Origin of the sequence: Desulfitibacter alkalitolerans DSM 16504 (assembly GCF_000620305.1) — a bacterium.
Lineage (GTDB): Bacteria > Bacillota > DSM-16504 > Desulfitibacterales > Desulfitibacteraceae > Desulfitibacter > Desulfitibacter alkalitolerans.
Genome location: NZ_KK211100.1, coordinates 1,121,394 through 1,144,834, shown reverse-complemented (window position 1 = coordinate 1,144,834; position 23,441 = coordinate 1,121,394). Strand labels below are relative to the sequence as shown.

Annotated in this window: 16 protein-coding genes; 14 read left to right on the top strand and 2 right to left on the bottom strand. The window is 41.5% G+C overall.

From position 1 onward, the window contains the following. Positions 1 to 63: 63 nt before the first annotated feature. Positions 64 to 459 carry a prepilin-type N-terminal cleavage/methylation domain-containing protein gene (locus tag K364_RS27590; RefSeq protein ID WP_051533980.1) on the bottom strand — a complete coding sequence of 132 codons (396 nt, stop codon included), beginning with the start codon at positions 457 to 459 and terminating at the stop codon, positions 64 to 66. Between the two features lie 216 nt (positions 460 to 675). Here K364_RS27590 and K364_RS0111175 point away from each other — a divergent pair, with 216 nt between their 5' ends. Beyond that, positions 676 to 2,259, top strand: a complete 1,584-nt coding sequence (locus K364_RS0111175) for an MBL fold metallo-hydrolase RNA specificity domain-containing protein (RefSeq protein ID WP_156946451.1) — start codon at positions 676 to 678, stop codon at positions 2,257 to 2,259. 220 nt (positions 2,260 to 2,479) lie between these two features. Then, positions 2,480 to 4,033, top strand: coding sequence for a histidine kinase N-terminal 7TM domain-containing diguanylate cyclase (locus K364_RS0111170; RefSeq protein ID WP_028308098.1), 1,554 nt, complete (start codon positions 2,480 to 2,482; stop codon positions 4,031 to 4,033). Positions 4,034 to 4,086: 53 nt separating this feature from the next. Here the strand turns inward: K364_RS0111170 and K364_RS0111165 are convergent, their stop codons facing one another. After that, positions 4,087 to 4,656, bottom strand: a complete 570-nt coding sequence (locus K364_RS0111165) for a cyclodeaminase/cyclohydrolase family protein (protein WP_028308097.1) — start codon at positions 4,654 to 4,656, stop codon at positions 4,087 to 4,089. Positions 4,657 to 4,969: 313 nt separating this feature from the next. Between K364_RS0111165 and mntA (K364_RS0111160) the strand changes: the two genes are divergently transcribed. From mntA (K364_RS0111160) to K364_RS0111105, 12 genes are all read left to right on the top strand, one after another. Beyond that, the gene (gene mntA / locus K364_RS0111160) at positions 4,970 to 5,431 is read left to right on the top strand and encodes a type VII toxin-antitoxin system MntA family adenylyltransferase antitoxin (protein ID WP_028308096.1); all 462 of its coding nucleotides are present in this window, start codon (positions 4,970 to 4,972) and stop codon (positions 5,429 to 5,431) included. Further along, positions 5,415 to 5,831 carry a type VII toxin-antitoxin system HepT family RNase toxin gene (gene hepT / locus K364_RS0111155; RefSeq protein WP_028308095.1) on the top strand — a complete coding sequence of 139 codons (417 nt, stop codon included), beginning with the start codon at positions 5,415 to 5,417 and terminating at the stop codon, positions 5,829 to 5,831. The genes mntA (K364_RS0111160) and hepT overlap by 17 nt, the downstream gene beginning before the upstream one ends. A gap of 374 nt (positions 5,832 to 6,205) precedes the next feature. Continuing rightward, on the top strand, positions 6,206 to 8,083 hold the full coding sequence (locus K364_RS23740) for a hypothetical protein (protein WP_051533979.1): 1,878 nt from the start codon (positions 6,206 to 6,208) through the stop codon (positions 8,081 to 8,083). An 11-nt stretch (positions 8,084 to 8,094) separates the two neighbouring features. Continuing rightward, positions 8,095 to 14,139, top strand: a complete 6,045-nt coding sequence (locus tag K364_RS23735) for an IPT/TIG domain-containing protein (RefSeq protein WP_051533978.1) — start codon at positions 8,095 to 8,097, stop codon at positions 14,137 to 14,139. 5 nt (positions 14,140 to 14,144) lie between these two features. Then, complete coding sequence (locus tag K364_RS0111140; RefSeq protein WP_028308094.1) at positions 14,145 to 15,782, top strand: hypothetical protein; 1,638 nt, start codon at positions 14,145 to 14,147, stop codon at positions 15,780 to 15,782. A gap of 43 nt (positions 15,783 to 15,825) precedes the next feature. After that, positions 15,826 to 17,367 carry an S-layer homology domain-containing protein gene (locus K364_RS0111135; protein ID WP_028308093.1) on the top strand — a complete coding sequence of 514 codons (1,542 nt, stop codon included), beginning with the start codon at positions 15,826 to 15,828 and terminating at the stop codon, positions 17,365 to 17,367. 190 nt (positions 17,368 to 17,557) lie between these two features. After that, a complete protein-coding gene (locus tag K364_RS0111130) occupies positions 17,558 to 18,745 on the top strand; it encodes a DUF6612 family protein (protein WP_035269043.1) in 1,188 nt (395 codons plus the stop codon). A gap of 157 nt (positions 18,746 to 18,902) precedes the next feature. Then, positions 18,903 to 19,319: a type VII toxin-antitoxin system MntA family adenylyltransferase antitoxin gene (gene mntA / locus K364_RS0111125; RefSeq protein ID WP_028308091.1), complete on the top strand. Its 417-nt coding sequence runs from the start codon at positions 18,903 to 18,905 to the stop codon at positions 19,317 to 19,319. Next, complete coding sequence (locus K364_RS27585; RefSeq protein ID WP_277995568.1) at positions 19,309 to 19,437, top strand: hypothetical protein; 129 nt, start codon at positions 19,309 to 19,311, stop codon at positions 19,435 to 19,437. The genes mntA (K364_RS0111125) and K364_RS27585 overlap by 11 nt, the downstream gene beginning before the upstream one ends. Before the next feature lie 372 nt (positions 19,438 to 19,809). Then, on the top strand, positions 19,810 to 21,384 hold the full coding sequence (locus tag K364_RS0111115; protein ID WP_028308090.1) for an efflux RND transporter periplasmic adaptor subunit: 1,575 nt from the start codon (positions 19,810 to 19,812) through the stop codon (positions 21,382 to 21,384). 11 nt (positions 21,385 to 21,395) lie between these two features. After that, on the top strand, positions 21,396 to 22,133 hold the full coding sequence (locus K364_RS0111110; protein WP_028308089.1) for an ABC transporter ATP-binding protein: 738 nt from the start codon (positions 21,396 to 21,398) through the stop codon (positions 22,131 to 22,133). Next, positions 22,130 to 23,296, top strand: coding sequence for an ABC transporter permease (locus K364_RS0111105; RefSeq protein ID WP_028308088.1), 1,167 nt, complete (start codon positions 22,130 to 22,132; stop codon positions 23,294 to 23,296). Before K364_RS0111110 ends, K364_RS0111105 begins: the two co-directional genes overlap by 4 nt. Positions 23,297 to 23,441 lie beyond the last annotated feature (145 nt).

Here is a 23,441-nt window from a genome sequence, read left to right as displayed (position 1 = left end):
TTCTGGAAGAAGGTCCAGACATAAAAAAACCAGCCCTCTTGTAGAGAACTGGCTATTGCTATATTACCAAGGCAGATTATCCAAAGTCTGTCCAGCAAGTGTGTGACCCCCTACATCTGCGGTGCTAGTAACTGTGGCTCTCTGATTTGGTGCAGTGCCAACAAGACCATATGATGCTGTTCCTGGGCCTGCTGGTTCAACAGCCAAATAATCGCTAACTAAGTCTCCTACATCATTAAGTGCAGTTGCAGTTGTTCCGTTGGTAGCGTAGTATGTAGTAATTGCACCATCAATAGTTCTTAGGTTAGCTTCTACGGATCTTCTCTCAGCACTTTGTGTCACATTACTGTACACAGGAATCGCTATCGCTACCAAAACTCCTATAATAACCACAACTACCATTAATTCAACCAGAGTAAAACCCTTCTGGTTTTTTGCTTTGTTAATAAATTTAAACAAGATCACGACCTCCCTTGAGTAAGATAAAGTTGTTTTAATAAATGTTATACGAAGAAAATCACTTTTTAGACATTTTTTTTAAAATAATACTAAAAAACTTAAAAATGTACAGAATTTTGATATAAAGCTACAATTAAACAGCACTAATTTCCCCAGGTTTGTAGTATTATTTTATTACAAAGATATAACGTTAAAAAATTACAGGGAGAATGGTGCATGATGAAAATTATATTCTGCGGCGGGGCTGAAACTGTTACTGGATCTTGTTATTTGGTTAAAACTGATACCGGGGAGAGCCTGCTTGTTGACTGCGGCCTTTTTCAGGGAAGCAAGGCTATCAAGGAAAGAAACTATGGGGATTTCCCCTTTGAGCCTAATGAGATAGACTGGGTGCTTTTGACCCATGCCCATATTGACCATAGTGGGCGTATTCCTAAATTATATAAAAAAGGCTATAGGGGCCCTATTATAACAACAAAAATCACCAAGGAGTTATGTGCTGTAATGCTTCCCGACAGTGCTTATATTCAAGAAATGGAAGTTGAGCGGAAGAATAGAAAAAACCTCAGGGCAGGTAAACCTCTGCTAGAGCCCATATATACTGTTTCAGATGCAGAGGAATGCATTAAGCTTTTTGAAGGCAAGGGCTATGATGAAATTATTAAGCTTAATGATAATGTCTCCCTTCGGTTTACAGATGCAGGACATATTCTTGGGTCTTCAATTATAGAAATATGGATTAAAGGTACTGATGGGGTAAAAAAGGTAACATTTACCGGTGATTTGGGGAATTATGATAAACCCCTGGTTGATGACCCTGAAATCCTGGAGGGTACAGACTTCCTGGTAATAGAATCCACCTACGGCTCTAGAAACCATGATGAGGAAGATGAGGCAGCAAGAATAGAAAAACTCTCAGAAGTGATAGAGTCAACCTTTAAACGCGGAGGCAACGTGGTTATCCCTGCCTTTGCAGTAGAAAGAACCCAGGATTTGATTTTTGATTTAAATAAACTTATTCAAGAAGGAAGGATTAATCCTGAAAATATTTTTGTGGATAGTCCGCTGGCAATAGCTATCACAGAAATATTCTGTAAAAATGCAGATAGCTTTGATGAAGCTGCCCAGGACTTTAGCCGTGAAACTGGCAGATGTCCATTAACATTTAAAAACTTGAGGTTTACTAGAACTGCGGAAGAGTCCAAGACAATTAACAATATAAAAAGTGGAGCAATAATTATATCTGCCAGCGGCATGTGTGATGCAGGGCGTATCAAGCATCATTTGAAACATAATCTCTGGAGGGCAAATTCCACAATCTTATTTATTGGCTATCAGGCTGAGGGAACCCTTGGAAGAACTATTTTAAATGGAGCGAAAAAGGTAAGGATCCATGGGGAAGAAATCACTGTAAATGCTAGAATTGAAAGTATTAAAGGATACTCCTCCCATTCTGATCAAGGGGATATCCTTAAGTGGATAAACAGCATTACTCACAAACCTGAATTGATTTTTTTAGTACACGGGGAGGTTGGGGAAAGTTCAACTTTAAAAACCTTAATCGAAGAAAACTATCAAATTGAAACCCACATACCTTACTACCTTGAAGAATATTCACTGACAAAAAGAGCTAAACCTGTTTTACTCCATGATTTATCCAGGAAGACTGCAGCAGAGCTTCAGGAGGAGTTGGAAGACTTACTCAGTCAGCTGCAGCAGGTTGGGGAAAGACTTATCCTTGAAGAGGAATACCATAAAGCCGATGAACTTTTCAAGGAGCTAAAGAAAAAATTGACATGATAGGGCTGTGGGGCTATTTAACCCGGTTTTCAAACTGCAGCCCTGGTTATCTGGTTATCCGCTGGGAGATGGAACCTGGCGGGTATCTTTATTTTAGATTAACTTATATTATTTTTGCAGGAAATTGTAGGATTTTTAGAGAAATTGTCAAATATCTCTGCCGCATTTTTTGGATTAAATTTCTGTTTGTTTATTTGTTCGGGCACAGGAGGAATAATTCTTGGTTTATACATCTGATATGTGGGCATTTTTGCTTTCAGCAGCCATTATTTTAGTGCTAATTATTATCACCTGGTATAAACGTCAATTCACAAGTGGACGTGCTTTTCTTTATTTGATGTTTTGTGCTTTTATTTGGTCAATTACCTTTGCCTTTGAAATAGCTGCAAACAGCCTTGAATTAAAAATATTCATAGTAAAGCTTCAGTTTATTGCTATAACTTTTTTGCCCCTGGCCTGGCTTAATTTGATCTTAACCTATACAGGGCAGATTAGGCCCTTGAGATTTTGGTTGTATTTATCTGTCATACCCTTCATTACCAATACCCTTATATGGATTGTTCCTAGACCTAACTGGTTCTGGGGTGAGCCCAGGCTTTTATACAGCAATACAATGCTGCTGGTGGATTATGATTATGGATTTTGGTTTTACTATGTACATGCTCTCTACAGCTACATTTTGATTTTTGCTGCACTTATCACGCTTATGCGTGTTTACTTCAGACTTCACTCAATATACAGACCCCAGATTATACTGTTGATTATTGCTATTTTTATTCCTTTGATTGCGGACATTCTATATGTTGCCGGCCATTCACCAAGTCCTTATAACACTACCACGGCAGTTTTTAGCATCTCATGTATAATCATTACCTGGGCGCTGTTTCGCTACAAGTTTCTTGATCTTTTACCCATGGCACGTGATGTGGTATTTGAAAACATGGATGACGGAGTAATTGTTCTGGATGATAAAAACCGTGTTGTAGATATTAACCCTTCAGCAATAGAAATAACAGGTATGTCTAAACAGGATATTGGACTCCAAATTGACCAGGTAAGCCCAGGTTTAATAAGCAGCACCCTTAAGGAAGCAGGAGAAAGGGATACGAAACACCTTGAAGTCAAGTTGGAAAATAAAGATTGTGTATCTATTTATGATTTTCGAATCTCCTCTATAAAAGACCAAATGGGACAGATAAGAGGAAGCCTTGTTACCCTTCGTGACTGCACAGAAAGGACTAATTTGATTGAGAGGCTGCGTGACGAAGCCATACGGGATAGTTTGACCGGTATATTTAATAGGAGGGAACTCATTGAGCTTGGGCAAAAGGAGTTAAACAGGTTGAAACGCTACCCAGATAGTTTCCTTGCAGTCATCCTAATGGATATAGATAAATTCAAGAGTATAAATGATAAATATGGGCACGCTACGGGAGATCAGGTGCTTGTTGCCTTTACAGAACAATGCAAGGAATGCATTCGCCCCTATGATATATTTGGACGTCTTGGTGGAGAGGAGTTTATTATTATCCTGCCTGAGACAAGACTTGAAGATGCTGTTATTGTTGCTAAAAGAATAAACAAGAGTATTGAAGAAATGCAAATATTAACCATGACAGGGGATACTGTATCAATTACTGCAAGTATTGGTGTAGTTTCTTCTCAGGCTCTGGATTCTTTTGAACTTGGCCTGGAACGATTGTTTATCATGGCTGATGAGGTCATGTACCTGTCAAAAAAACAAGGTGGAAATAGTGTTGTATCTTATAAATAATAAAAATAACATACAACACTATCAGCTATTTCTTCTTTATCCAAGAATCCTGTTTATTTATCAAGTTGTATGGTGCATCCATCTGGGCTGCACTGAACTCCTATCTCATCTTGAATGGCAAAAATTTGCTCTAGATATTCTTCCCTATTTTCTGGCTTGAAAAAATCCACATTAACCACTGCAATATATACTGCACTTTTCACACAAGTTCTTAGAAGTTCAACTCCCAGCCATGCATCACCCTTTACTGGTTTATAGCAGGTATGTATAACCTGTTCATAGGTTTTAACAAGGTCCAGGGCCATTCTTGCCATGGTCAAGGGAATCTCGATAGCCTTTTCAACTGACCCAGGTTCATTGGCTATGACTTGCTTGTACACCAGGATGTCCTCCTCGCCTAATTCCAGGAATCTTTGTGAGGTCTTTTCGGACTTGTGAGCCAGCTCCTTAAGCATATCATGGTCACATTTTGGGACCTTTCTTAAGGTAATTTTAGCAGTTAAACCAAGAAGTGATGCACCCAGGGAACCTGTAACTGAAAGAGAAGAACCAGCACTTGGTATGGGCTTTTCAGAATTAATCTTTGCAAGAAAATCCTTGATAACAAGACTGCTGATATCCACAATTAAACAACTCCCTTTTAATTAAGTAAATATACAATTCATATCTTATTCGATACTTTTCTTGGAAAATTCTTCTTAAAATAAGAACAAGGCAGTTTAGAGCAAGGAGACTTCTTTCTTAAAGTTTGTTAACAAGGTTGTTAATACTTATAGGGTTATTATATAACATTTGTTGTTACAAGCAACTTCTTTAACATAATCTTAACAGTTTCTTCGATTTCTAACAATTTAAAGCTGAAAAACGGCTATTATATTAGAAAATTATGTTATAATAATACACAATAGAATATGTATGAACTGTGAAGGTGCATAAATGGTACGTATATCTAGAGATTTAAAGCAAATAAATATAGACGAAAAGTTAAAGGAATTAGCTAAGCTTTGCAACAATAATTCTGAAGTTCTTGCCTGTTTGCTGTATGGCTCATATGGAACAGAATATCAAACTCCCTTAAGCGATGTAGACTTGGCTATACTACTCATACCAAATGTAAAATGGGATATTGATAAAAAGCTTCAAGTTGATAGTATAATTTCAAACCACCTAAGAGAAGAAGACGTAAATATTGTAGTTTTAAATGAAGTCTCCATAGAATTGCAGTATGAGATTCTTTTAACTGGAAGAATGGTGTTTGTAAGAGACCCAGTTTTATTTGCTGATTTTAAGGAATACGTAATTAAATATTATCTCGACTATAAGATAGACATGGATAAGTTTTATGAAGATTATGAAGCAGTTCTTTTGGAGGGCCAGGCCAGTGATAGCCAAAAATAAGGTTATAAAAAAAATACAATTTATTAAAGATCAGGTAGAGATGCTCAAAAGAATAAGTAATAGGCCAAAGGAGGAATTTATTGGTGATGCCATTTTACCTGCGGCGGCTACAAGATATTTGCAGATTGCAATTGAAGCAATGATAGACCTGGCAAACCATATAGTATCAAGGAATCATTGGGGAATTCCAAAGACTTACGGTGAAGCATTTCAGATAATGCATAAGAAGGGGTTAATAGCTGAAAGCGATTTGCAGGTATGTTTAAAAATGGTTAAGTTCCGAAACAGAGCTGTTCATCTATATGATGATATTAATGATGAAGAAATATACAGCATTATCCGTAATAATCTTGATGATTTTGAGAAGTACATTAGTGCTGTTGTAAAAGTGCTGGAATAGAAGATTAACTTAACAAACACTTTGATTTCAACAGGGGAAAAAGCCCCTGTTTTTTTACACTATCAGTATAAGTTCCACAAGGTAGATAGTGGTCGTCTAAAACGCAGCGTCTAAGCTGCATAGCCGACATTAGAACGTCTAAGTTCGTCATTCACCAGACTAAGGCTTCCGCCAGCGTCAAAGACTTGGCGCCCTGCTAGGACTGGTATTTCTACGCATTAAAAATGCTAGAACTACTGGCGCAAGCCAAGTCTTGTTTTATGTTCAAAGAATTAACAAAATTATTGGACAGATATGTAAAAATATTTTTGTTAAAGGTGAACCTCTAAATTCCGATAATAAAAGTATATAACTAATTTTAGGGGGAAGGACCCATGGGGTATACTGGGAAGCTGCTCATTGCAGTGGCGGTATTATTTGCTTTAGCCTTTGCATTTCCCTTTAACTCTGGAGCAGAAGAAATCAATACCAATCTGGAGGTAAAGGCGGGGCATATTAATGTCGCCAGGGGCTTTCCCTTCAGTCTGCCAATTACAGTAACTGGGCCAGTTGCTGAAAATGATCTGGAAAATCTCATCAGGTTTTATGCAGCTATTCCTGGATTGGAGGCTGCTGATATAGAGCTTTTGGAAGTAGAGGGAGAAATGCCGGAAATAGTTACTGATACCCAAGAGCGGGCTAAAGTTGGAGTTAACGAGGAGGATGCTTCCACACTTGTTCTGGCCTGGGGGCCTCCTGGAGGATTTCCCATGGGTGATTATGTGCTGGAGGGTTTTTATGGAGGACCAGAGGGAGTTACAACTACCTTTTACGCTTCCATTAATGCCATTGGAAATTACTCTGTTTCCTTTGCTGTATATGATTATAGTGCCGGAATACTAATCAACGATCCTGACCGTGATAAGACAGCTATAAATGTAGAGGAATATAAATTTAATGTGCTCAGGATATTTCCAGATGAAGACGGATGGCATGATGAAAGGGAAATAAACCGCAAAAGGATAGACAATGTTGACAGGTATTTTATACAAGTTACCTTTGAGGATGAATTGGGAAAGCTGGAGTTTAACTATCAGCTGGGATTAAGCCTTATAAGAAGTTCCAGGGTTTTCCCAAAGGGCTCCAGCCATGCCAACCTCATTGATTTTGAATTTCTAAACATAATTCAGGCCCTGGATTCAGCACAGAGGGATGAATATATAGCAAATTATCTATTTAAGAAGGATTCTCTTAATAATGAAGCCCATCTCTACATACCTGTTAAGCTGTTAAATCCCCAAACGGTCTATGATGTGATAATTAATTCACATATAGTAGTCCTGGAGGATGAAAACCCGTTTCCAATTGGCAATCAATTGTTAACGTGGAGCTTTGCCACAATGGGCATACCCCATATCACCAGTATTTCCCCTGGCAGCGTAACAAGATACTATGATAGCAGCATGCCAATAATTATTGCCGGAAATTTCTTTAATTATGAAACTGTTAATGTTTACTTCGGCAGCACAAGGGCACGTGGTGTGTACGTGTCTGACGGAGGCAGTTATTTAGAGGTTTATCTTCCCTCTGGCAGCAGACGCCTTGAACCAGGCTTATATGATGTCTATGTCATAAATACTGCTAATCATGAAACAATTGCCCATGGGGCATTTAGTGTTATAGACGAAGGCCACCATATACCTAATGACCAGTACAGGGTGAAACAAGAAATACGCCAGGGTGACGTAATTAGCTCCTTAAAAACTAGTGAGGATACCCTGGTCATTTCATCCAGATATAGAGATGCTAGAACCCTTGATTTTAACCTTGACGAGCTAATGGGGGAAGAGGTACTTATACGTAAGCTTGAGTTTGAGGGCAGAAGTGGTGACAGAATAGGTGAGCTTGCTGCAAGATCCAAATGGGCAGATATAACCATTTTTGGGTTGTCAGCTTCCAGCACCGCTAGAGGTGATAAGGCTGTGATTAGCCTGGGTCGGGTGGAGCCCTTTCTAGCCCAATCAATGCAAGCACGCTTATGGGACAAAAGCATCAGGTCAGACCTGATCCAGCTGACAGGGGAAAATTTTAGATTTGACCGGGCCAGGTTATCTGTTCCCTATAGAAATACAAGTGGAGATAACCTGAAGGTCCTTCGCTATGACGAGCTTACAAGACGCTGGTACAATGTTGATTATTATACTGTTAGTTTTATTGATAGAAGAGTAGTGCTGCAGACCTTTAATCCTGGAATATTTGTGGTTGTTGAGTAGGGGGAGAAGCCATGACAAAAAGAAAATTGATAGCCTTAATGCTGCTGGTTGTCTTTGTATTTAATATATTTCCAGCGGCAGTTCTTGCAGAGGAGGCTCCCACCCAGGAGCATACCGTAACCTATATTTCCATTGGACAGGCTTTTAACAGAGAGGGTCAAATAGAAGTAACAGAGATTACTGTAACAGGCAGTTATATTGAAAGTGTAATGGTGGTCCCAAGGGGTACAGGCAAGCCAGTAGTCCTTGAGGACCAGCTTCCCCAGTTTCATAATGCATTTTATGGAACCCTGGACCAAAACCAGATTGGTGACAGTATCTACATCAACGGCAAGGAATATAAAGTGGAAATAGGCAGCATGCCCCAGTTAAGTGAGGTTAAGACTAGGAGGGTTGTCAGGCCTGGTGGATTATTTGAAATGGCAGGGTCGAATTTTGATGAAATTGATGGGGTCAATGTCAAGGCTGAATATGGCAGGGGAACCTCTTATGCTTCCTTCCCCATTGGTTTTTTTGTAGATGACAACAATGCTGTTGGTACTGGCTTAAATGCTCCTCCTGGACTCAAGAATATTTTGTTTACCAAAAGCACATCAACTCCAGCTGGCATTCCAGTAGATATTAAATTTGAGTTCAAGGATCAATTCCATTTGATAGAAGAGCTGGTTATACCAGATTTAGAAATGTTCCCAAACAGGGGAGAAAAGGGAGACCAGGTCTTTTTTAAAGGTACCAATCTTCCAGAATCTAGTGTTTTTTTCCTCAGGGAGATAGATGGAACTTCAGTTTATAAAAACAGCAACAAGGCCAGACATGTAAGCTACAGGGATGGAGTTCTTGTAGTAGAGGTTCCTGATTTTACAGGAGAGGCAAATTTTCTTGGTGAATACTATGTAGTTATAACAAACCTGATAGCAGACCATAAAGACCCCATGAAGGAGGTCTGGCGAGAAACAGTAATTGGGAAAATGGTGGATAGTGTATTTGTGCCGGAGAGATTTACTGTGATAGATGGGAGCTCCAAGGGAAGAATTCTCAGCATCCAGCCAAATCAAGGTCCAGATACAGGCTCTGATGCTGAGATAACTGGTTTGCGTCTTGGCAGCCTAAATGTGGAGGGACTTATATTATCTGATCCATCAGCACCAGTACAAACTATTTCTCCCACAGGTATACTTCTGACTTTGGATTATGGCAGTGGTACTTATAAGAATAAAAATGTAACAATCACAAAAGAGGTCAGGGTGCTCATTGCCAATAATGCTGCATTTAGAACTGGCAGCACCTTCAGCACCAATTTGGACCGACTGCTCATTAGAACTCCAGAGGTTACTGATGCGGCAATTTCACCCAGAAAGGATGTGGTGGTAGAAACAGAAACCACCCTGGAGGCTGCTGATGGCGAAACCTACGTGTTTAAAGAAAGAATGGTACTGCCAGGTGGCTATACATTTATTACGTCCAGGATTACCCCTGTGTTAAAAACAGTTATTCCTGACAAGGTCCCCCTCAGGGGAGACAACACTACTGACATGGACCTCTGGATAGCCCTTGATGGAGAATTCTTTTTTGTCCACCGCCACGACAATAAGGTGTGGCTGCCGTTAGTAAAAATAGTGGGTCTGCCAGAATTTAACCCAAATATATCACCAGGTGAAAATACACCTGAACAAAGGTATGTTGAAATGGTAGTCCTTGACAAGGACGGCAATGTTGTTGATGGTGTTGGAGGTAGAGAGCTGGGTACAAAGATACTTTTTAAATTACCCCAGGGCATTGCTGTTCCCCAGGAAGGTCCCCGGGATATTTATGTCAGGAATCCCCTGCGCAACAGTCCTACAGAATTCATTAATTCTGATACCCTTGTGTCGGGTATTAGATTTATTAAGGTTCCCGTGCAAAGGGTTCCCAATATTGATAATGTTGTACCAAATGTTGTTGCCACTGAAGGTGGAGAAACTGTAAGAATATTTGGCGGCCAGTTCCTGCCAGGTGTCAAGGTATTTATTGAAGGAAAAGAGGTTCCCAATATTCAAAGAGACGGTTCTGGCACTGTCATTACTTTTACTGCACCTCCGGGCAGGCCAGGGCCAACCCAACTGCAGGTTGTAAATCCTGGTGTTGATGGCGGTATTGCTGTGTGGGACTTTTTCTATGTTGAAACCTATACAGAGCCTGAGTTTAAGTCCTTTTCACCAACCTCTGGTTCAGAGAATACCCTGGTAGTAGTTAAGGGTAAACACTTTCTCAAGCCTGACCCTTCAGCGACAAATGTGCAGTTTAATGACTTTGAAATATATAAGATAATAGGGACAAGAATCTATCTTGGTGGCCAGGATATTAACACCTACAACAGGGACGATAGCAAAAAAATAGCCTTGAGGGACTACATGGCACCAGGAGGTCAAGAGCTGCTCAGGTTAACACAGGATGGTGTGGAGCTTGCCCCCTATGCCCATAGTATTATTCTAGAAAGGGCTGCTACAGCTGAAGATCCGCTAAATTATTATGCAATTGAACGGGATATACAGGGTCGCATCCTGCTCTATGATGGCTTTGGCAACAGGTACCGAATTATTGTAAATCCTAATCCAGGTCATGATGAACCTCCCTTTCTGGCTGAAAAGATTGAAGGTCCTTCCCAGGGCTTTTATGGCCTTGAGCTGGACAATTCAAATGGAAAACAGCTGCTCACAGTACTCCATCAGGATGGAAGTGCCAAGTTTGCCATGTCTGTGAAAACTGCTTATCAGGTGGATTCCGTAACTGGAAATATTGTTGGGCACAGGGTTAAGGTAATAGACAGTGAAACAATTTATTTCTGGGTGCCCAAAATGATAAACGGCCATTATGATGTGGCAGTTGTAAACCCAGATACTAAATCAGCCAAAGGTGCAAATAAGTTCCATTACCGTGAAGATCCCCAAAATGCCCCGGGGATAACTGCCATAGTGCCAGATTTTGGCTCCTATGAAGGGGGCTACTATATTGAAATACATGGAGACAACTTCCAGGATACAGGTCAGTTTAAGACCAGGGTCTATATAGATGGCGTGGAAATTGCTGCGGCTGATACCATAATTAGTTCCAACAAGAGGCAGATAAAGGTTAAGGTGCCTCCCTATGCCCTTGAGAATTTTATTGGGAAAAATACCAGCAGGATTTCAGTGCCTGTTGTGGTGTTAAACAGCAATGGCGGCAGCTTTGGACTGGAAAATGGTTTTGCATATGTAATACCTTCCAGCGAGCCAAGAATATCTCAAATAATCCCTGGTCAGGGCAGTGCAGCAGGAGGAAATATTGTTGAAATCCTGGGCAAAGAATTTCTATTTGCAAGAAATGCTGCTGGTGAGCTGATTGATGCACCCATTGTATATTTTGGAGATAGCAGGGCACAGGTTATAGACTGTCAGGAAGGCTACCTCAGGGTCATTAGTCCACCTGGCAGGGCCGGCAACGTACAGGTCTATGTTTTGAACAGGGACGGCGGCATTTCCAACAGGGATAAGGTCTACAGGTATATAGAATCAACGCCAAGCATTACCAGCATCACCCCATCCATAGGCAGAAGACAGGGTGGAGAATGGGCTGACATCCTGGGCAAGCAGTTTTCACCCGGTAAGATAACACTCCTTGAAAGGGATGGGGAGCTGACAAGGGAGATTGAGTACCCAGGTACAGGGGATACAGTAAGGGTGCGTTTTGGCAGTGTAAGTAATGAAGGGATACCAATTGATCAGCCAAACTCCGGCTGGATTAGCGGTGGTAACCCAATAGTTTCCCTGGCTGGTGGACTGACTGTTCAATATAATGTTGTTCAAGGCAGGATAGCCCTTCAGATAAATGAAGGAGGCAAAATCTATAAACAGGAGTTTGACTATAATGAGGCAGAAAGGTTTATCAATGCTCAGCAGCTAAAGGATGAAAGTGGTGCTTCATACCAGGGCTGGGAGCTTATTCGTTTAAGAGTTGTTGACAGGCGGTTAATAGTTGAAAGGGGATATTCACCAGAAGCCCAGTATATGAGTCCAGAACAAATACGTTTAAGGGTTCCCTCATACTATACCATTGGCAGGGTTGAGGTCAAAATCATAAATCCAGATGGAGGCTCAGCAAAGGGCAATTTTGAGTACAGAAATCCTGACAGTAAGCCTTTCATTACCAACATGACCAAGGATGGAAGGCTTCCAGAGGGTGAAACTATTCAAAATCAGGATGCATTAGTCCTCAGGCTGGACTACAAGGGTGGAAACAGGATTGGTATTGTAGGTGGAGATTTTAGAGAAAATGCTAGAATTCTCATTGGCGATTTCCTGGTTATCCAGCCCAATGATATCCACTATGAGCTTCCTAACCGCTTGACCTTTGTCATGCCTGAGATGAATGAAAACCTTGTAGGACAATATTTTAGAGTAATAGTGGAAAACGAGGATGGAGGTCTTGCCTTTTCAGACCAGACAAAGCCAAGGCCCATATACATTACCTTTATAAAAGCCGAGTCCTTCCCCTCAATAAGTGCCATTAGTCCTAACAGGGGACCTGCCAAGGGTGGCACCAGGGTGACTATTACTGGCAAGGACTTTAGGTTAGACCCTGATGGTAATCCTCCCCTTGTTTTCTTTGGGGAGGTACAGGTACCTGCACACCAGGTAAACAGAATAGATCATACAAGAATTGAGGTAATTACACCTGCCAATGTTCCAGGACCAGTAGAGGTAAAGGTGGAAAACCATGATGGGGCTTTATCAAGGCCAGGTGGAGTATTTTATTATATAAGCAGTCCGGCAATTAATACAGTTGTTGATCCAGATGATCCAACAGAAACAAGGCTTGTTACGGCTATTTCTGTTGAAGGAGGGCAAAGAATCAAGCTCAAGGGTGCAGGTTATGAGGCAGGCTCCAGGGTTGTATTTAACCCACAGCTAAGGCAGCTAACGTCTGGGGAGATTGAAACTGCTAAAAACATTATTTACATTGACGGCATGCCCCATCTGCTCCTGTCTGGAAAGGATGCTCCTGAGGTTATCCTTGAGAATACGGAAACTTTAATAGTAAAGACCCCTGAGGGACGCCTTGGTGATAAGGGCATAATTGTAGTTAATCCTGATGGAGGTGCCAGCAGCCTTTATCAGAATATAGTCTATACCCTGCCGGAGCTTGATGCCCCAGAGGGTGTAACTGCTGAACTAGTCTATGACAGGTTTATCCGGGTTACCTGGTCAGAAGTGCCTGGGGCCCATGAATATGAGGTTTATGTCATAATAGATGGTAAGGGAATGGATTTCATTGAATCAACCAAGCACACAAGCATCCTTTACTCCAATTTAGAACCTAGAACTGATTACAGGTTTGTGGTAAAAGCTGTAGGAGGTTTTGGTTCTTCCAAACCATCACAACAAAGCAACACAGTAAGGACAGGGAGAACTGTCGGCTATCCTGATACTGACGGAACCATTAGTGAGAATACCCAGCTTACAAGGGCTGGCCAGAGGGCAGATGTGGTGATTGGAACCAGGGATTTTGACACCAGGGAGATTGTCATAGACCTCTTAAGGGGACAGCTGGCCGGCAGCAGTGAGGTGGTGCTGAGCATCCCGGCATCTGTTATAGCCGGCAGTGGGGCAAGGGATATTACTGTAATTGGCAGAGATTTCACAATGAAATTTAATCCAAGTGTCTTTAATAATGCTGCTGTTAACAGCAATAGAAGCAGGGCTGATGCCGGTGTGCGTTTTAGAATAGCTCCTGTTAATGAAAGCCTTAATATACCAGGGGGTAATAATCTATCCCCAGCTTATATGTTAGAAGCTTCTCTATATATAGGAAGGGAAAATATTAAAGTAGATTACCTGCGCTCCTTTATAAACTTTAGCATTGATTTTGATAAGGTAAAGGCGGATATGAGACGATTGAATGACCTTAAGCTTCATAGATATGATGATTATAAGGGTGTGTGGACGCCAGTTGAGTACACCACATATGAACCAGGCTCAAGTATAATCACGGGGGTTACAGACAGACTGGGCAGATATGTTATTATAGGGAGCAGGAGGTAGGATGGATGAAAAAATTATTAAAGCTTATAATCCTTGCAGTACTGTTCATGTTCTTCAGCTCTGCTGCATGGGCACAGCTTTACTCCAATGTAAGGCAGGGCACAGTGGAAGGATACCTGCTGGACAGGGGCAGCGATTTTGTTTTACTTGAAGAATACAACGGGATCCTGTACAAGCTCCCTGTTCATGAGAAAGCCCAGCTTTTAATTGACAACAGGCCGGTGCTTCTAGCTGATTTTCTCCCAGGCATAGAGGTTTATGCCCAGGTTAGAGACGGCAAGGTACAATTTCTTGAAGGGTATTCTACTGTAAACCTGGGATATATTGCTCCAGGCAGTAAGGTTCGAACTGGCATTGTTGCCAGAATAGACAGGGACCAGATCCAGGTGAGCCTGGCAACAGGGGATCAGGAAACATACTTTGCATCTCCTGTAACCCTGGTGCAGAAAAAGGGTGTCAGGGTACCCCTGGATGTCCTTTATGTGGGTGATAGAATCAAGCTTTATTTTGATGAGGCGGAAAGCAGGGTTGCCAGCAGAATAGTAATTGAAGGGGATTCTATTCGTATCAAGAATATTTACAAGGGTACTTTAAATTCGTCTAACAGGTTTTCCAACTCTATTTCCCTGGAGGATGCACAGGTATTTAGAAATGGCAGCTGGCAGAGGCACAACAACTACATGAGCCTCCCCTATAGTGTGGATATTCCCTTGTATATTGGCGGTTTTAAAATTCCAATTACCAACTTAAGCTTCTACAACGGCACCACTGTGTACATGGTGACCAGGGACTTCTTTAATACAGAACGAATTGACAGGATGCTCTTGAAAAACAGGCATGAGGCCTTTTACAATGGCAAGATTCAGGATATTAATTGGTACACCCAGGCCTTTGAGCTGGGTAATAATAAAAACTTTAGCTTTAACGACAGCACCATTGTTGTAAAAAATGAGAGGATAGTTGACATGTACTCTTTATCCTCCCAGGCTGATGCCTTTGTAATTAGTGATGGCTTTGGCGATAGTAGACTTGCCAGTCTGGTTTATATACTTAATGAGGATATAAACAACTCCAATATGGGCAGCCACCATTTGTATGCAGGCAGGCTTGACATGGTTGTTGAAGACCTGGTGAGGATTAATGATTTCTTTGTACTAAACAAGAATCAGTGGGAAGGCTTTGACCAGGAAAAGGAGCTTTTTTATGACAATGACACCTCCCTTTATAACATGGAAGCCAGGGAGTTTATCAGTCCAGCTGAATTTTACTCTAGACCCTATAGCGGAAATGCAGATAAAGCTAAGAACTGGTATGCCTATATTTATACTGATGGTGACAGGATAGCCTCTATAGGCATAATGAAAAACCTTGACTCACTCTTGAGGCAAAGGGTTACTACTGGAATTATTGAAACAATTGCCGACGACTATCATGTGGGCTGGACAATACTTCTAAGAAATGCCAGTGACTGGAGCAATCGGCATGAAAGCTGGGTTCCCAAGAATACTTCTGTCAGGGTGAACCTGGAAGAGAGCCTGGTAATCAGGGAAGGAAAAATTATTGCACCTGAAGACCTGAGAACTGGGGACAGATTGTATATGGTAAGAGATGATTTCAGGGGCCGGGTGGTAATAGTCAAGTAAAGCTGTTTTAAATCCTTTATTCTAAAAAACTGGAGGTCACTGCATGTTTTATCTAAGGCTTATTCGTTTTATGACAATACTATTGGTGCTAATGGCTGCTGCAGGAGTTGGTCTGGCAGTACCTCCTGATTATTTGGGTGGGGTATATAACGAATATGAATATGAGGAATGGGTCTTTATAAGCGGCGAACCTATCAAGTTCATAGGCACTGTTACCGTTACTGAACCTGAAAGGGGGACCCGAACGTCACTTACAAATACCTATCGTTTCACATTAAGGCCGGCGGATAACTTAATACAAGGTAAGCTTGACAGGACCATGTCCTACATAACCACCTTTACCGACAGGCCTGATAAGGGGCAAACCCTAGGTCAGACTAAAGTGTCTAATTACAGAGAAACCATCGAACTAAAGGGTGACAAATATGTTCTGGCCGACTTTTTCTTTTCCAAATCAGATGTGATAGATAATAGACCTGCCTCAACTTACTATTTAGGTAATATTACAGGCAAGAAAATATATAACATCAATAATAATCAAGGCAGGGTAACCATTGATATATCCGGCGGCAATGTGGGCTATGAGAACTTCTGGGGTAAGACTGAAACCCAGATAATAGATTACGTTATTAATTCTCAAAGGCAGGTCCTTGTAAAGGGCGAGGAAGATGAAGAGGATACCATGAAGGATGCAGCCTGGGGAGGCTCCTACAGGGTACAGGCATCAGACAGTACACATAAGAATTTAATTTATACTGAAAGTGCTCCAAATCTGATCAGCTTTGATGGAGGACACATTAGGATAACCAACAGGGAAATGGTTTCAATGTATGAGTATAATATGCCTCGAATGGATAATGGCATACCCCATGCCAGCGGAAGGGACAGGGGAGTGCTGCAGCTGTCAAAGAAGTTTGTACCCAAACTGGAAAGCCTCATTGTACCCAAATTCAGGGACGTTGGAGGTCACTGGTCTGAGGATAATATACGTCGGATGTATTCACTAGATGTTTTTGATAATGTAGACCAGTATTTTCTGCCAGATGTGCCAATGACAAGGGTAGAGTTTACAAAGGGAATTATCAGGGCATGCAGCATCAAGGTTCAGCCTAATGCCATGGTAGAAGAAAGACCAACGCGGAGAACAAGATACGCTGAGCCGGAAGATGACCTGTCCCCCTTTAAAGACGTGAGCTCTACTGATCCAGACTTCAATTATGTAATGGCTGCCCTTGAGAGGGGAATAATTAAGGGGGTATCCAACATTGAGTTTGGACCCAACAATCCCCTAACACGTGCCCAGGCTGTGACTATTCTAGTTAGGGCCCTGGGCTTTGAGAGTAAAGCACCAAAACCTGGCTTTAGAACCCAGTTTAATGACGATGCTAGAATACCAAATTGGGCCAGGGATAGTGTTTATGTTGCACGAGAGATTGGCCTGGTTCATGGTGATGCGGCAAATAACTTTAATCCCAACCAGGTTATGACACGTGCTGAGGCTGCAGCAATGCTTACAAGGTTTTTAGAGTTTTTGGAAAAAGATCTGCAGAGGGATTACAGGGAGAATATCATACTCTTTAATTAGTGCTTGATTAAGATTAAGGGCAGCTAATCTCTTAATGCTGGAAATATTTTGCCCAGGGGGAAGGAATTTTAAATTTAAGGAAGAATGGAATAAGTATGAAAAGTTAGATTCTAATGCCCCTCTTGATAAGGAACAAGGGTGCATTAGAATCCTTTGCTTTTTAAGAAAAAATAGTATTGGGGGAAAGAAAATGAATACTAACGCAAGGAAAATTGGCCTGCTGATAATTATAGGTGTTTTGACTTTATTATTGGCGGCTCCGTCAGCCATTGCTGGTAATCAGGTAAGTCTGTCATTAAATGGCCAAACAATTGAAGCTGATGTTTATGTAGAAAAGGGAGTAAGCTACATTTCAGTAAAATCCCTGGCCAAGCTCCCTGGGATCACCATTGAACAAGAAGGCTACGTGCCCCTTCGCCAGTTCTTTGAAGCCAGGGGTGGGGAAGTAAGCTGGGATGCCAAAAATAACCAGGTTGTGATTTCCTGGAGAGAAAAGGCTGATGGTTGGACTGCTGATGAGCTGGTTGTTAAATCAACTGAGCTTCTTCAAGAAGCAAATACATACAGAATGAAGGGTACTGCACTAATGAGCATTAGTGTTTCTGGAGCAGGGGAGGTTCCTCAATTACCACAAATGGAAATGCTCATGGAAGGTGTATTTCAGCAGGAACCGCTAGCCATGTATATGAAACAGTCTATGAACCTTTCCGGGGATACAGGGGAACTAACACCTGATGAACTGGCAGTGTTAGGCTTAGACGGTGCAGTGGTTACAGAAATGGTCTGGCTTGATAATGCAATCTACCAGAAGATGCCCCATTTTGACCAGTGGGTTGTTCAAGACCTTGCTGGAATGGACATGATGGGGGAATTGAATAACCTTATTCAGGCTTCGCCTCAACAATCCCTGGAAATGATGCGTCAGTTTGGCATAATCTATATTTTTGGAGAAGATGCAGTAATTGACGGCAGGGAGTACTATACTGTAAAAAACTATGTAGATAGTGCAACCTTTAAAAAGGTCATGGAGGAATTGTTGGGGGGCTTTGAGCTTTCCGAGTCCGAGCAGGAGGAAATGACAGCAGTTAACAGGGAAATCCAAATGGCCTTTGAAGCCATGCTTGATACCATGGAGGCAACCTACTATGTTGTTACCTATATTAACAAGGAAACCCTATTGACTGAACGTATGGTTTTCGAAATGGACATGAAGTATTCATTACCTGGCATGAGTCCAGAGAGTCCTATGAGCTTTGCCATGAACATGAAGGGTGACTATGAGTTATATGACTTTGAAACAGAGATCCAACTGCCTGATGTAAGCAATGCCATGACACAAAGGGAATTATATGAGCAGATGATTAATATGATGGAGTAAACTAAATAGAGTTAGAAAAAATTTTTATGGCCCTGGTTACAGTTTAACCGGGGCTTTTATATGGATTGCCAGCTTGTACCCATGCCTGAATTATATGGACATCTGACCTAGCATTATATAAAATAAAGGTAAGGCATCTGAAAAGGAGTGCACCGGGGTGAAGGTTTTAACTCAAAAAGATAAAAAGAAATTAAAGAGTTATTTTAAAAATAGAAGTGATGTTGTATTGGCTATACTATTTGGTTCCCATGGTACTGAGTTTCAAAGAAATGATAGCGATATAGATTTTGCCATCCTCTTTGACAATAAAATAAGTATGATGGAGGAAATGAAAATATTAGATGAATTAAGCGGCATATTAAGCTTTGAAAACATAGATTTATTAAACCTTAATAAAGCATCAGTCATCATGAAATTTGAAGCATTAAGCGGGCAAATTATATATGAAAGAGATTTTGATGAAATATCTGATTTTATGGAAAAAGTATTTAAAACTTATGGAGATATTACTTATATGATAAATGAATTCAATACAGATGTACTTAATAGGGGGATTAATGCAGATGAATATTGATATTGATGTGAACAAAATAAGTAAAAAAATCACCCTGATTATTGAAAATCTTGATAAATTAAGAATATTAAAACAGATTCCTGAACATGAGTTTTATAATGATAATCAAAACAAATAGCTTTGAGGCTTATAAGGAGCTTGACTAAATAGGTGCTTCCCTAACTTACCTGGAAGTGCTTATTTTGTTTACACTATCAGAAAGTATAAGTTCCACAATGTAGATAGTATTCACAAAGACTAAGGCTTCCGCCAGCGTCAAAGACTTGGCGCCCTAAAGGACTGGTATTTCTACGCATTAAAAATGCTAGAACTACTGGCGCAAGCCAAGTTTTGTTTTATAAGAAAGGATTCTGTCGGGTATTTCTAGAAGTTGACTGAAATAAAAAATTGCCATTTTTTTATAGCAAAAGTGAAACAAAAATTGCTTTTATATAGTCTATATATAGGGGACGTTTAAGCCCTATGGAGAATGTAAACTGGAGGGTAAGTTATGAAAAAGGTTATCATTGCAGTAGTAATTCTAGCAGTTTTAGTTGGGGGAGGTTTTGGGGGTTGGAAATGGTATCAGGCTAAAAGGGATCCAATGAATCAACCACCTGTTTTTGCAGAGGCACCGGCAACCATGGGGGATTTGGAGGTTGTAGTTGAAGGCTGGGGACCACTACTTCCAATAGAGGATCAGGAGGTAAGCTCAGCAGCAGCCGGAACGGTAAAAAGGGTTAATGTAAAGCCAGGAGATAGGGTAAACCAGGGACAGGAGTTAATAGTCTTGGAAAATACCACCCTGGCAATGGAGATACAGCAAAAACAATTAGAGCTTGACCAGAAAAAGATACAGCTGGCCAGACGCTTAAATACCACACCGGACAAAATAGACCAGGTGGGTGCAGAGCAGGCATTAAGGATAGTTGCTCCTGCCAGCGGCAGACTTACAGATTTTACATATAAGGTTAGAGAAGAGATATCTTCGGGAGCTTTAATAGGAAAGGTTGTGGATGACAGCGGCCTTGTAGTTGAAGTGCTGGCTACAAGCCAGATATATAATAATGTAAAAAAGGGAGATAAGGTCAAGGTCTACTTTAGCGAGTTTACTGGAGAAATGCAGGCATCAATTCATGAAATAGAGTCTAATCCAATTCCGGGAGACCAGGGTTTTTCTTATAGAATAAGTATACTCCTTAACAACCCTGGATTGCTAAAGGTAGGGATGAAGCCCCAGGTAATTTTTAGCTTGCCGGGTATAGAGGTGCAGCAGCAGGGTGAAATAGTACGATACAAGACAGAAGAAAATATAGTGCCTAATGTTAGCGGTGCCATTACCAATATATATGCCAAAAACGGAGATTGGGTCAACAAGGGGCAGCTTATAGCTACTGTTGAGGAAGGGGATGCAATGTCCCATGTTATAAGTGACAGGCTGCAGATAAGCAGTCTGCAGCTTGACCTTGAAAATAAGATAAACCAGATGCAGAACATGGTGGTTAGAGCCCCCATAGATGGCATTGTAGTAGAAGTTTTTGTTCAGGAAACCGACCAGGTTAATGTAGGAACAAAGGTTGTTAAAATTGCAAATTATGACATGATGCGGGTAGACATTATGATTGACGAATATGATATTGCAAAGGTCCACAAGGGACAGGAGGCTGTTATCACTGTAGATGGAATGCCTGGTGTTGAATTTGCGGGCCTTGTTTATGAGGTGGCCCTCATGGGGGAGACCAGGGAAGGCCTGGCAGGTTTTCCCGTGAAAATAGATATACCGGCACCTGAAGGCTTGCGGGGAGGAATGAATGCCAACGTTTCCATATTTATTGATTCCAAGGCTAATGTAGTTCTGGTTCCCATTGAAGCAGTATATGAAGAGGGCGGTCAAAGCTTTGTTCAGATCCTTGAGGAAGGCATGCCTGTGGCAAAAGAGGTTACCATAGGCTTGACAAGTGATAGATTTGCCGAGGTTATTTCCGGAATAGAACCAGGTACAATGGTTGTTGTGGGCAGCTCCATGGACATGATGGACTATGGTTTTGGTCCTGGTGGCCCACGCGGCAAAGCAATACAGTATTAGGGTGTTAAGATATGATTAAATTAGAGAATATAACTAAAACATATAAAAATGGCAAATTGTCAGTTGAGGTTTTAAAGGGTATAACCATAGACATAGGGGATGGAGAGATGGTGGCCATAATGGGGCCATCTGGATCGGGAAAGTCAACTTTAATGAATATTTTAGGCTGTTTGGATGTTCCAACAAGTGGAGTATATCTTCTTAACAACCAGGAAATCCAGAAAAAAAGCGGCAGACAGCTGGCTATTATTAGAAACAGGGAGTTGGGCTTTATCTTCCAGAAATATAACCTTATACCCCAGCTAACTGCAGAGGAGAATGTGGAAATGCCTTTAATTTACAGGGGTATAGCCACAAGGGAGAGAATAAAAAGAACACGAGAGGCTTTAGATAGGGTTGGCCTGTCCCATAGGATAAAGCATAGACCCACAGAAATGTCTGGTGGTGAACAGCAGAGGGTTGCTATTGCCAGAGCCCTGGCTGCAGAACCCCATGTTCTGCTAGCCGATGAGCCAACAGGCAACCTGGATACAAAAACAGGTGAAGAGATTATGGCTATCTTCCAGGAGCTAAATGATCACTGCATGACACTGGTACTAGTAACCCACGATGGTGACATAGCCCAGCACTGTAAAAGACTCATTAAAATTCAAGATGGGATTATAATTGGCGATAGTAAGGTTGAAAGCAGGATAAATGCCAGGGAGGCACTAGCAGAGCTAAACCAGGCAAAGGCGGTGGTCTCATGAGGAGCTTAATGCTCAGCTTTAAATCAGCCTGGCTGGGGCTAATGGGCAATAAGGTCAGATCATTTCTTACCATGCTTGGCGTTATTATAGGTGTATGCTCTGTCATCACCCTTGTTTCAGTTGCTACAGGGGCAAGGCAGCAGATGATGATGCACATGGAAAGCATGGGAACAAATGTGATACAGGTGTATTCCCAGGGATGGAATGTAAGATTTACCCTGGATGATGTCAAAGAGCTTGAAGAAAGGGTTCCAACCATAAAGGCTGTGGTCCCAAATGTGGAAAATTGGACCAATATGAGATGGAGAAATCACGGAGACTATTTTGGGTATTCTGGTACTACGGAAAAGTATCTTGTTGTAACTGACAGCAAGCTTGCAAGTGGCAGATTCCTCACTGAAGGGGATGTTCTTCACAGGCGAAGGGTGGCTGTAGTAGGGGATCAAGTTGTAGAGGACCTGTTTAAAGGTACTAATCCCATAGGCCAAAACATAAACATTCAAGGACAAAGCTTCCTGGTGGTAGGGGTCATGGAAAGAAAGGGCAAGGAATATGCTATCGGACCTGATAGGAATGTTTTTATTCCTGTCACATCTGCCATGAGGCTTATGGCTACTAATCGAATTCACGCCCTATCCATTAAGGCAAACAGTGCAGAAGACACAAAGGTAGCTACAGTTCATTTAAAACGAATTTTTCAAAAGAAATATGGTCATCCTGATGCGGTAGGCATACATTCCCAGCAGGAATGGCTGCAGCAGGTAGAAGAGATGAACAGGATTATGACCCTGGTTATGGGGGCAATTGCCAGTATTTCGCTGCTGGTAGGGGGTATAGGCATAATGAATATCATGCTTGTATCTGTAACTGAAAGAACCAGGGAGATTGGCATAAAAAAATCCATTGGTGCCATGAACCATCATATTTTAATACAATTTTTAGTTGAGTCAGTTATTATAAGCGGTGTAGGGGGTGTTATTGGAATATTATTAGGTTTTGGTGGTGCCAATCTAGTTGGCAGGTTGGGTCCTGAGACTGCAGTGTCTTTGACTTCAGTTATTGTATCCTTTGGCTTTGCAGTAGGCGTAGGTGTAATCTTTGGAGTATGGCCGGCCATGAAGGCTGCTTCCATGAAGCCAATAGAGGCACTGCAGCGAGAATAACAACCAGGGGCAACCAGGGGGACGGTTCTTCTGGTTGGTTTGACCTAAAGTTATCTTCGCACAGCCTGTAAGACCCCGCCCTCGCATAAGGAAAGGGGACACACCTGCTGAAGTCTGGGATATTCCTGGGGACAGGAATGTCCCC

Excerpts from the sequence above, each read along its gene's own strand:
- K364_RS0111175 (WP_156946451.1), top strand. The coding sequence starts at position 676 with ATGATGAAAATTATATTCTGCGGCGGGGCTGAAACTGTTACTGGATCT.
- mntA (WP_028308096.1), top strand. The coding sequence starts at position 4,970 with ATGGTACGTATATCTAGAGATTTAAAGCAAATAAATATAGACGAAAAG.
- K364_RS23740 (WP_051533979.1), top strand. The coding sequence starts at position 6,206 with ATGGGGTATACTGGGAAGCTGCTCATTGCAGTGGCGGTATTATTTGCT.
- K364_RS23735 (WP_051533978.1), top strand. The coding sequence starts at position 8,095 with ATGACAAAAAGAAAATTGATAGCCTTAATGCTGCTGGTTGTCTTTGTA.
- K364_RS0111140 (WP_028308094.1), top strand. The coding sequence starts at position 14,145 with ATGAAAAAATTATTAAAGCTTATAATCCTTGCAGTACTGTTCATGTTC.
- K364_RS0111135 (WP_028308093.1), top strand. The coding sequence starts at position 15,826 with ATGTTTTATCTAAGGCTTATTCGTTTTATGACAATACTATTGGTGCTA.
- K364_RS0111130 (WP_035269043.1), top strand. The coding sequence starts at position 17,558 with ATGAATACTAACGCAAGGAAAATTGGCCTGCTGATAATTATAGGTGTT.
- K364_RS27585 (WP_277995568.1), top strand. The coding sequence starts at position 19,309 with ATGAATATTGATATTGATGTGAACAAAATAAGTAAAAAAATCACCCTG.
- K364_RS0111115 (WP_028308090.1), top strand. The coding sequence starts at position 19,810 with ATGAAAAAGGTTATCATTGCAGTAGTAATTCTAGCAGTTTTAGTTGGG.
- K364_RS0111110 (WP_028308089.1), top strand. The coding sequence starts at position 21,396 with ATGATTAAATTAGAGAATATAACTAAAACATATAAAAATGGCAAATTG.
- K364_RS0111105 (WP_028308088.1), top strand. The coding sequence starts at position 22,130 with ATGAGGAGCTTAATGCTCAGCTTTAAATCAGCCTGGCTGGGGCTAATG.